The 9,636-nt window shown below is 65.1% G+C and carries 8 protein-coding genes; 1 reads left to right on the top strand and 7 read right to left on the bottom strand.

From position 1 onward, the window contains the following. Nucleotides 1–115 precede the first annotated feature (115 nt). The 7 genes from U5775_RS38235 to U5775_RS38205 form a co-directional block, all read right to left on the bottom strand. Nucleotides 116–1,510 (bottom strand): amidohydrolase family protein, encoded by a 1,395-nt coding sequence (locus U5775_RS38235; RefSeq protein WP_322063321.1) that lies wholly within the window; start codon nt 1,508–1,510, stop codon nt 116–118. Between the two features lie 64 nt (nt 1,511–1,574). Then, entirely contained in the window at nt 1,575–2,939 is a 1,365-nt protein-coding gene (locus U5775_RS38230; protein ID WP_322063320.1) for a nucleobase:cation symporter-2 family protein, read from the bottom strand. A 136-nt stretch (nt 2,940–3,075) separates the two neighbouring features. Then, a complete protein-coding gene (locus tag U5775_RS38225; protein WP_322063319.1) occupies nt 3,076–4,176 on the bottom strand; it encodes a GTP-binding protein in 1,101 nt (366 codons plus the stop codon). A 41-nt stretch (nt 4,177–4,217) separates the two neighbouring features. Next, nucleotides 4,218–4,808 (bottom strand): UbiX family flavin prenyltransferase, encoded by a 591-nt coding sequence (locus U5775_RS38220; protein ID WP_322063322.1) that lies wholly within the window; start codon nt 4,806–4,808, stop codon nt 4,218–4,220. 5 nt (nt 4,809–4,813) lie between these two features. After that, on the bottom strand, nt 4,814–6,208 hold the full coding sequence (locus U5775_RS38215; RefSeq protein ID WP_322063318.1) for a UbiD family decarboxylase: 1,395 nt from the start codon (nt 6,206–6,208) through the stop codon (nt 4,814–4,816). A gap of 79 nt (nt 6,209–6,287) precedes the next feature. After that, entirely contained in the window at nt 6,288–7,193 is a 906-nt protein-coding gene (locus tag U5775_RS38210; protein WP_322063317.1) for an amidohydrolase family protein, read from the bottom strand. A gap of 50 nt (nt 7,194–7,243) precedes the next feature. Continuing rightward, on the bottom strand, nt 7,244–8,146 hold the full coding sequence (locus tag U5775_RS38205; protein WP_322063316.1) for an amidohydrolase family protein: 903 nt from the start codon (nt 8,144–8,146) through the stop codon (nt 7,244–7,246). A gap of 283 nt (nt 8,147–8,429) precedes the next feature. Here U5775_RS38205 and U5775_RS38200 point away from each other — a divergent pair, with 283 nt between their 5' ends. After that, nucleotides 8,430–9,329 (top strand): LysR substrate-binding domain-containing protein, encoded by a 900-nt coding sequence (locus tag U5775_RS38200; protein ID WP_322063315.1) that lies wholly within the window; start codon nt 8,430–8,432, stop codon nt 9,327–9,329. The last annotated feature ends 307 nt before the right edge of the window (nt 9,330–9,636 follow it).

Raw genomic sequence — 9,636 nt, 5'->3', positions numbered from 1 at the left:
GGCAAGACGGTCCTCGGGCGATCCATCGTCGATGACGAAGTCATTGGCGGATCGGGTTGGCCGGCTCGATGCGCTTGATATGGCGTGCCGCAAGCCCATGCGGCACGACCCCCCCTCACTCCATCAAAACCCTCACCCCCTCAACAGCGCTACGCCGCAGCGCCTCCAGATCGAGACCGGGAATCTCGCCGTCTTCCACCACCACGCGGCCATTGACGATGCTATAGCGCACCCGCACCGGCTCGCCCGCAGCGACGGGCGCGATCGCACGGTCGTGAAAACCGTCGAAGCGCAGCGCGTTGAGATCGTAAAGCACGAGGTCGGCCGCCTGGCCCGGCGCGAGCGTGCCCACCTCGCCCAGGCCGAGCACGCGCGCGCCGCCGGCCGTGCCCCAATGGATGATCTCCTCGACCGTGGTCGCCTTGGCGCCGTGCGCGGCCCGGTGCACGAGCCACGCGAAGTTCGCCTCGTGGGTCATGCTGCCCGATTCGTTGGACGCCACGCCGTCGACGGCCAGCGAGACTGGCACGCCCGCGTCCGCCATGCGCGGCGCGGGCGCGATGCCGCTGCCGAGGCGCGCGTTGCTGACTGGGCAGTGCGCGCAGCCCGTGCCGGTTTCGGCCAGCAGCGCAATCTCGGAGGGTTCGAGATGCACGAGATGCGCGAACCAGACGTCGGGGCCGAGCCAGTCGTAGTCGGCCACGAACTCCACGGGCAGCTTGCCGAAGCGCTCGCGGCAGAAGTCGACGTAGCGCGTCGTCTCCGAGAGGTGCGTATGCAGGCGCAACCCCATGCCGCGCGCCGCGCGCGCGAGCTCGGGAAGCAGTTCGGGCGGCAGCGAGAACGTCGGCGTGGTGGGCGCGACCACCACGCGCCGCATCGAAGCCGCGCCGCCATCGTGATGGCGCGCCTTGAGGCGCTCGATGTCGGCGAGCATCTGGTCGAGCGTTTCCGGCTCGAGCGCCGTCTTCGAGAAGCCCGGATGATCGCCGGCCGCCTGCAGCGCGCCGCCGCGGCACAGCACGAAGCGCAGGCCGAATGCGGCGGCTTCCTCGAACAGCAGGTCGCCGGTCTCGACGCTGCCGTGCGCGTGGTACAGGTAGTGATGATCGGCGCAGGTGGTCACGCCCGAGAGCAGCATTTCCGCGAGGCCGAGCCGCGCCGCCGTGCGCGCGAGCTCGGGGGTGAAGCGCGCGAGACGCGGATACGGCACGGCGGCGAGCCAGTCCTGCAGATCGGCGTTGATGCCGGAGGGCACGGCCTTGAGCAGGTTCTGGAACAGGTGATGGTGCGTGTTGACCCACCCCGGATAGACGACGCAGTCGCGCGCATCGATCACGCGCTCGCCGGGACGCGGTTCGAGATTGGGCGCGATCGATTCGATCCGGCCGTTCGCGATCCGCAGGTCGACCTGGCCGAGGCGCGCATGCTCGCCCGCGAGGCCGCTCATGACGGCGGCGGGATTGCGGATCAATATCGATGAGGTGTTCGCTTGCGTTGATTCGTTCACGATCAGGTATCCTTACTATATGCGATGGCAGGAAATCCAGTTCTCTCTCTCGAACGGACGCGCGTCAGTCGCGCGCCATCGATCCGCAAGCGGCGTCGGCGTGATCGTCCTGCACACGCTCGGCGGGGCGCACGCCGTTCAGCAGCGCGTTGAGCACCACGGAAACGAGGCATGCGAGCACGACACCGCTCTGCAGGAAGGGCTGCGTCCAGGCGGGCATGTGCCCGAACACTTGCGGCGCCATCACCGGAATCAGCGCGGCGGCAATCGTGAAGCCCACGATCAGCACGTTGTAGCGGTTGCCTTCGAAATCCACTTTCGCGAGCGTCTGCACGCCTGCCGCAACCACCACGCCGAACATGGCGATGCCCGCGCCGCCGAGCGCTGCCGAAGGCGTCGCGGCCACGATGGCGCCGAACTTGGGCACGAGCGCCACGGCGCACATCAGCACGCCGCTCACCGCGACGATCCAGCGGCTGCGCACGCCGGTGAGAATCACGAGCCCCACGTTCTCCATGAACGCGATGAACGGGAACGCGGCGAACATGCCGGCGATCGCGCTCGCCACGCCGTTGGCGCGCAGGCCGCGCACGACGTCCTCCTCGCTCACTTCCTTGTCGACGATGTCGCCGATCGCCACGAACAGGCCCATCGATTCGACCATCTGCACGATCATCACGACCGCCATGGTGGCGATGGGCACGATGGAGAACACGGGCGTGCCGAAGTAGAACGGCACGGGCAGCGTGAACCAGGGCGTGGTGGCGACGTTGGCGTAATGGCCCATGCCGAGCGCGACCGCGAGCCCTGTGCCTACCACGAGCCCGATCAGCACCGAGAGATTGCGCACGAACGGTGTGCCGAAGCGGTTCACGCAGAGGATCACGGCCACGACGAGCAGCGTGATGCCGAGAAACGGCAGCGAGCCGAACTCGGACTTCGCGATGCTGCTGCCGCCGCCCACCCATTGATACGCAACCGGAAAGAGCTGGAGCCCGATCACGGTGACGATGCAGCCGGTCACGACGGGCGGGAAGAAGCGGCGCAGCCGGCCGACCAGCGGCGCGGCGAACGCCGTGAACACACCCGCGCCGATCACGGCGCCGCATACGCCCGTGAAGCCGATGCCGGGCGCGAGGCCGATGGCGATCACGGGTCCGACGCTGCTGAACGCAACGCCTTGCAGGATCGGCAATCGTACGCCGAGCTTCCAGAAGCCGACGGTCTGGAAGATCGTCGAGATACCCGAGCAGAACAGCGCGGTGCTGATGAGCACCGTGGTGTCCGCGGGCGACATCTTGAGCGCCGAGGCGACGATCAACGGCACGGCAATCGCGCCGATATAGGCCACCAGCATATGCTGCATGCCGAGCGTGAGCATCTGCCGCCAGGGCAGGACGCGATCGACGGGGTGTGAGGCAGTGTTCATGACGTGTCTCCTGATTATCGTGTCCGGCCGGTGCTGTGCCGGCCGGTTACTTCGGACTTCTATTCAGGCATCTGTTCAAGTCTGTGTTCAACTGCGTGTTCGACTGCGGGTTCGACCGTGTGTTCGATTGTGACGCTCAGGCCTCGACCGGCGTGGCGAGGCACGCGTGAAAGCCCGCCGTCAACGCGGCACGGTCGAGATCGCGGCCAATGAAGACGATGCGCGAGGTACGCGGCTCGCTGCCCCACGTTTGCGCGGCGCTCAGTTCGATCACGCCGTGCACGCCCTGCAGCACGTAGCGCTGCGCGCGGCCTTGCACCGCGAGAATGCCTTTCATGCGAAAGAGGTTCGTGGAATTATGTTCGCGCAGGGTGGCGAGCCAGCCTTCGAACACGTCGAGATCGACCTCCGCATCGACTTCGATACCCACTGAAGAAACGGTGTCGTCGTGCTGGTGATCGTCGTGGTCATGAAGTTGGTGATCCTCATGATCGTGACCGTGCTCGTCGTCGTGCGACGCGTGGCTTTCGTGGCCGTGATCGTCGGCGTGCAATCCATCGCTTTCCACGAGAATCTGCGCGAAGTCGCTCGCGCCCACGCCAAGAATCTTGCCGAGATCGATCTGCGCATAGCTCGACGTGACGATGCCGGCGGTCTCGTTCAGGCTGCGCAGGCGCTGCGTGAGCGCGGCCACGGCGGGCTCGTCCACGAGATCGACCTTGTTGATGACGATGCGGTCCGCGCAGACGATCTGGTCGACGGCCTGGTTGTCGCTGCCGTCGAGCACGAGGTCGTCGAGATGGGCGCCGATGTGCTTCGCGTCCACCATCGTCACCACCGCATCGAGCGCGACGTGCTTCGCGATCGGATCGTCGAGGAAGAAGGTTTGCGCAACCGGATACGGATCGGCGAGCCCGCTCGTCTCCACGATGATGTGATCGAGCCGCTCGGGGCGCTCGACCAGCGTGCGCACGATGCGCACGAGGTCTTCGCGCACCGCGCCCACGCAGCACACGCAGCCGTTGGTCATCTCGTAGATTTCCTCGGTCGATTCGAGCACGAGGCCGCCGTCGATGCCGATTTCGCCGAACTCGTTTTCGATCACGGCGATCTTGCGGCCATGCTTCTCGCGCAGGATGTAGTTGAGCAGCGTGGTCTTGCCCGCGCCGAGAAAGCCGGTCAGCACGGTGACCGGAATCTTTTCCACGTCGTGATGGGTCGTGTGAATGTGCGTCATGGTGCGTCTCCGTTGAACGTGATGGACGTGAAGCGAGGGATTCAAACCGTCGCCGCTTCGTGCTCCTTCCAGCGGTGCACGGTGCGGCTGTCGAGGTCGAACAGGTCGAGCACGCGGCCGAGCGTGTGCGCGATCATGTCGTCGAGCGTGGCGGGCTGTGCATAGAACGCGGGCACCGGTGGCGCGACGATCGCGCCCATTTCGGTGACGGCGGCCATGTTGCGCAAATGCGTGAGCGTGTAGGGCGTTTCGCGCGCGAGCAGCACGAGGCGGCGGCGCTCCTTGAGCGTGACGTCGGCGGCGCGCGCGATGAGTCCCGAGGAGAGGCCCGTGGCGATCTCGGCGAGCGATTTCATCGAGCACGGCGCCACGATCATGCCCATCGTGCGGAACGAGCCGCTGGAAATGGGCGCGGCGAGGTCGTCGCAGCGGTGGAGCGCGCTCGCGAGCGCGGCCACGTCGGCGAGCTTGTAATCGGTCTCGTGCGTCATCGTCAGCAGCGCGCCGCGCGATACGATCGCGTGCGTTTCGATGTCGAGCTCGCGTAATAGCGCTAGCAGGCGCATGCCATAGACGAAGCCCGAGGCCCCGCTGATGCCTACCACGATGCGTCGCGCGCCAGTCGTGCCCATCGTATTCATCGCGCGGCTCCGGCGAGGTTCGCGAGGCACTGCTCCGCGCGCTGCATTGCATCCGTGCTCACGCGTGCGCGCACGCCGTCGAAGCGCGAGCCGCGCGTGGCGTCGATGCCCATGCGCGAAGTGGTGCCGTCCGATGCCGACGACGGATCGAGCGCGCTGCCCGGCAATCCGTCGACGACGAACAGGTCGCGATGCGGCTGAAAATGCGTGGCGATGGCCCAGAGGACCTGGGCGTCGTCGTTGATGTCGACGTCGGCATCCACGGCCACGACGTTCTTCAGGTACGGGTCCCAACCGAGCAGCGCGAGCATGACCTGGCGTGCTTCGCCGTCGCGCGACTGATTGAGCGCGACGTAGCAGTGAAAATGCGTGCCCGAATTCGGATAATGAATCGCGGTCACGGCGGGAAAGCGCGCCTTGAGCTTCTCGCTCATCTCGGCTTCGCGCGGCAGCCGCGCGAGCGTGAGGTGCTCCGCATAGGGTCCGCCCACCACGTCGACGAGCCAGGCGTCGTCGCGGCGCATCATCGTCTCCACGCGCAGCACGTTGTTGGTCGAGCGGTCCGACGAGTAGCCGGTGAATTCGCCGAACGGGCCTTCTTCGGCATGTTCGTTCGCGTCGATGGTGCCTTCGAGCACGAACTCGGCGGCGGCCGGCACGCCAATGCCATGGCGCGGCGTGCGCACGATTTCGAGCGGCGCGCCGAACAGGCCGCCCGCGAGCGCGCGCTCATCCACGCCATAGGGCAGCCGCGCGGCGGCGGCGAGCATGAAGAGCGGATGCGCGCCGATCACCATCGCGACCTTGAGCGTATCGCCGCGCGCCTGCGCCGTTTGCAGCATGCGCCAGAGATGGCCGCGCGAATGGAGGCTCGTGGCGAGCGCGTTCTTCGCGTGCGGCATCGAGCGGTGATAGCTCATGTTGGCCACGCCCGTGACCGGGTCCTCGGCCACGATCACGGCGTTCGTGACATAGGGGCCGCGATCGGTTTCGAAGTGGCGGATCATCGGCAGCGTGGCGAGATCGACGGCGTCGCCTTCCGTCACGTTGTCGAGCACGGGGCCGTGCGCGACGATGCGCGGCGCGAGCGGCGCATTCGCGCGCTGCTGCCATGCCTCGAATAGTTCGGAAGACTGAACGCCGAACAGGCGGCCGATGCGCGTGCGCGAGGCAAACACATTGGTCACGAGCGGCGTGGCGAGTCCTTCGACGCGCTCGCAAAAAAGCATCTCGTGGCGGCCGCGCGCGGCGAGCGCGGCCACGAGCGCGGTAACGTCCTGGTCCGCGGACAACGGCTGCGCCGGCGCGAGCACGTCGTCGGGATAGCGTTCGCGATAGGTCTGCGCAAAGCCGTGAAAGTCCTGGGTCGCGCAAAGAGAGCGGGCGGTCATGAGGCACTCCGTCGAGGGCGGGGTGAACCGCGCGGACGCGCCGCGCGGTTCGCTGCTTGCTGCTGGGGCTAACGCTGCTTTACAGATAGCTGGACACGAGGCGTTTTTCGGCTTCCGCGAGATCCTTCGGCGGCCGCGTGGGCTCGATGCCGACCAGACGGGCGATGTTGTTGCCCATATAGTCTTCGAGTCCGTCCTCGTCCAGATCCATGCCTTGCGGCGCCGGTCCGCAGAGCATTTCGAGCTCGCGCAGCCACATGCCGGGTTCGTTCGGCGGCGAGTCGGTGCCGAACACGATCTTGTTGCGCGGCAGCTCGCGAGCGAACTCCACGATGCGCGACTGATAGCACCAGCCCGATTCGCAATAGACGTTGGGCGTATCCATCGCCATCCAGAAGGCCTCGAACGAGTAATTGCCACCCGTCTGGATTCCGAAATGTCCGATGATGAAATTCACCATCGGGAATTCGCGAATCACGGGGTAGAACATCGTCGGGATCGTGTACGGTCCGTCGCCCGTGTGAATCAGCACCACGGTGTTGTACTTCGCGCAGACCTTCATGGCCGGGCGCAGCCAGTCGAGCGCGCGGTCGGGCCGGTAGCCGTGCATGTTCGCGTGCAGCTTCACCATCTTGAAGCCGTACTCGCGAATATGGAATTCGAGCTCGGCGGCGCCGTTTTCCGGGCCCCAGCGCGGGTTGTAGGTGAAATTGCCGATGAAGCGGTCCGGGTATTTCTGCGTGAGCTCGGTGATATAGGCCATGTAATCGCGAATGCCTTCGCGGCCACGCCGGTTGCCGTCGCGATAGCCGGTGTTGCCGGGCGGCGGCTGGATGAAGCCCATGTCGATGCGGCGCGGCTTGCCATTGATGATGTAGGGGCCGTCCATCATCTTGAGCAGACGCTCGCCGGTGAAGGGCTCGCCGGTGTGGCGCCAGGCTTCGTCGACGAGATTGGTCGGGTGCAGATGGGTGTCGATGATCATGCGGTGCTCCGTGTTCGGAATGTCGGGGCGCGTGCTTTAATTCCAGTCGCTCAAGCCGCGAGGCGCGCCTGCGCTTCTTCCACGCTGCGCGGCGCGGGCGTGGGCTCGAGGCCGATCATGCGGGCGGTGTTGTTGCCCAGATAGTCTTCGAGCGTGTCTTCGTCGAGATTGAGGCCTTGCGGCGGCTCGAAGCACAGCACTTCGAGCAGGCGCAGCCACATGCCGGGCTCGTTGGGCGGCGTATCCGAGCCGAACAGGATCTTGTGCCTGGGCAGCACCTTCGCGAACTCCACGATGCGCGACTGCAGGCACCAGCCCGATTCGCAATAGACGTTGGGCAGATCCATCGCGAGCTGGAATGGCTCGAAACAGTACACGCCGCCGGTTTGGACTCCGAAGTGAGCCATGATGAAATTGACCGTGGGAAACTCCTTGATCATCGGCACCCATTCGGTCGGGATGCTGTACGGGCCGTCGCCAGTGTGTAGCTTGACCATCACGCCCAGCTCGGCGCACTTCGCGAGCGCGGGGCGCAGCCAGTCGAGCGCGCGGTCGGGGCGGTACGCGTGCATGTTGGCCTGGAACTGCACCATCTTGAAGCCGAGCTTGCGCACGTAATGGTCGATGGCGTTCACGCCGTTTTCCACGCCGCAGCGCGGGTTGTACACGAAGCAGCCGATGAAGCGGTCGGGATATTTCTGCACCATCTCGACCGTGTAGGCCATATAGGCGTCGATCGCTTCAGCGCCCGACTGCACGCCGTCGGTCCAGGTATAGATGGTGTTGCCTTGCGGCGGCTGGATGAACGCCTTGTCGACGCGGCGCGGCTTGCCGTTGATGAGGAACGGGCCGTTCATGGTCTGAATGAGGCGCTCGCCCGTGAACGGGGGCCCGTCGTGGCGCCACGCGAGGTCGACGAGATTCGTCGGATAACAGCTGGTGTCGATGATCATGGACTCGATCTCCTTGAGAGGAACTGGTAAAGCCAGTTGCCGGGTCGCGGGCAGGCACGTCGCCGATCGCGGTCGAATCGCGCGGATTCGGACGGATTCATGCGGCCCTTTGCAAGGCGCACTATTGAGCCAATAATCGCGGCTGCAATCGCGCCTTCCCCTCGCCGGCATCGAGTGACACCTTGACATGCACTGCTGCTTGCGACGCAGTTTCACAAGCCGTAAGTGCTCTGTACAATATTTTTTGCCCTCGATCTTGATACGTTTGCGATATGGACACCCCATGGATCTGCGTCTTTTGCGTTACTTCGCGGTGCTTGCCGACGAACTCCATTTCGGCCGCGCAGCCGCGCGCCTGCACATTTCGCAGCCGCCGCTGAGCCAGCAGATCCGCCTGCTGGAAGAGGAGTTAGGCACCGCGCTGTTCAATCGCGCGCAGCATCGCGTGGAGCTCACCGAGGCAGGGAAAACACTGAGCAAGCAGGTGCCGCTGATCTTCGCGCAGTTCGAGCGCGCGATCGATCTCACGCGCTGCGCGGGCCGCGGCGAGGTGGGCAATCTCGCGGTGGGCATCATCAGCTCGGCCATGGTCGCGCCCATTCCGCGCGCGCTGCGCACGTTCGCGAGCCGCCATCCGCAGGTGCGCTGGACGCTGCACGAGATGACGCCCACCGAGCAGATCGCGGCGTTAAAGGAGAAGCGGCTCGATGTGTGTTTTTTCCGGCTGTATCAGGACGACCCCGAAATTTGTAGCGAGGCGATTGGGCGCGATACGGCTATTGCGGCGTTGCCGGCCGATCATCGGCTTGCTGGGCGCGAGCAGATTGCGTTGAGCGAGCTCGCCGATGAGCGCTTTATTTCGTTTGGCTTGCGGCAGTCACAGCTCGCGCGGTTTCTTCAGGATGCCTGCGTGAAGGCGCGCTTTACTCCCCATATCGAGTATGAAGTGGTGGAGGTGCATACGCTGCTTTCGCTTGTGAGGGAAGGGCTGGGGGTGGCGTTGCTGCCGGCCTCGGCGCAGCAGATATCGACGGGTGGTGTGGCGTTCGTGAAGCTTGCTCAGGCTGAGCTTGAGGTCTCGCTGCATGCGCGTTATCGTGCGGACGATAATTCGCCGGTACTGCATGCATTTCTCGATACCGTGCGCGAGGTGGCTGGCGGGATTGAGGGGGCGGGTGGTTGAGAGTGGTTTTGTTTTGCTCTGAGGCACCGCGGTGGTTGATTCGTGGATTACCAGGGTTTTGCGCATTTCCTTGTATTCGTGTCGGTCTGCAAGCGTTGCCCCTGTGCGGGGCGGCACTTACTTTTCTTTGCAGCCGCAAAGAAAAGTAAGCAAAAGAAAGCGGCTCAAACCGCCAGTGTGACGTAGTACTCCACTCGCCTTCCGCCGGAGCGGTTCCGGAGCGTCTGCCATCTCGCGCCATACCACTCAGTGACAAAGGACTCATTCATCCCGCTGCTCGCTACGCGCGCAGCGGTCGGGTCTGCAA

Origin of the sequence: Paraburkholderia sp. J63 (assembly GCF_905220245.1) — a bacterium.
In the GTDB taxonomy this organism is placed as follows: domain Bacteria; phylum Pseudomonadota; class Gammaproteobacteria; order Burkholderiales; family Burkholderiaceae; genus Paraburkholderia.
This window is presented reverse-complemented; position numbering and strand designations above follow the sequence as displayed.